The 1,138-nt window shown below is 40.4% G+C and carries 1 protein-coding gene and 1 pseudogene; both read right to left on the bottom strand.

The genetic code is table 11. The annotated features are described in order from the left end of the window. Positions 1–704: pseudogene (locus tag ACFIK4_RS07500) on the bottom strand (DUF3987 domain-containing protein); the annotation flags it as partial. Positions 705–716: 12 nt separating this feature from the next. Then, positions 717–1,138 (bottom strand): toprim domain-containing protein (locus tag ACFIK4_RS07505; protein ID WP_375675657.1); only part of this gene is annotated, 422 nt, incomplete at its 5' end.

Genomic DNA, 1,138 nt, shown 5'->3' on the forward strand with positions numbered 1-1,138 from the left:
CAAGAGACCACGGGGGTTTTCTTTTAACAATTCCCCAAGCTTTTCGACGGTCACATCGTTGACAATAAGACGTCGTTTATTAAGCGTGTCATCTTCCTCACTTTCTTATGTTCAAGAGATTGAGAAAAAAGAGCAAGGGCTTGTTCCTCGTCTTGATCTTTGAGTGCTTTGTAGGCTTGTTTTTTCTTTTCTCTTTTGTCTAATTCAATAAGAATATCTTTTGTTTCTTGCTGTTTTTTCTTCTTTAACCATTCTTGATGCCATTCCTCTTGAAAAACATCAAGAGGTGCTAAAGCAGCTTCCATGGTATCTGTTTTCATAGTTGAAGGTTCCCCCACAATGGCACCCCAGAGATTAGGAACAATTTTCCAATTGGCATGTTGTTTTGGAGAAACCCGCACGCCATTTCCAATGACAGCAGACAATCCACATAAAGCAGAAACAGCAACAAAATCGATAGAAGATTGTTGAATATCAGCAACGTCATAAACATAGTTTATTAATGGTGTTGGAAGCAGGAATATTTTAAAAGGCTCGACGGGTAAGAGAGCCGTAGCAATCGGTTGTAATTGCCCCCAACCATTTTGTTGCAAGGCTTGTTCATAAGAAATGGCTTTTAAACAAGTATTTTCGTTTAAAGAGACATTATCGTTATCATTGACGGGAGTATTTTCATTATTGTTTTGTAAATTACTATCTTTCATAGTTTCCCTCTTTTAAGAAAGTAATACGTTATTAAAATCGGTTCCTTTTGGAGCTTGCATCATAAAGACCTCAAAGCCATGGCTATAGGCACGTGCAGCTAGGGTAAAACCTGCTTTACGACCCGCATCATCGCCGTCCATTGCAATTGTCAGACGTCCTTTTGTAGGGGGTAAATTCACACGCATCATGCCACTGGTTGAAAGAGAAGCCCATAAATTAACGGGCTCTGATAACAACCCAGACAGCAGAGACAGCCCCGTTTCAATGCCTTCACAAATAACCAGATGTTTTGGATTGGCTTGGCTTAAATGCACCCCACCACCCGTTACAGATCCCAACATGGCTTTTGCTGGTTTCTGATCTGTTTTGCAGCCATTGTCTTTTAAAAAGGTTCTATGAATGGCAAAGGAACCAGCCCCCTTAACAAGAGCAA

The organism is Bartonella sp. AP9QHHD, assembly GCF_042195625.1.
Classification (GTDB): domain Bacteria; phylum Pseudomonadota; class Alphaproteobacteria; order Rhizobiales; family Rhizobiaceae; genus Bartonella.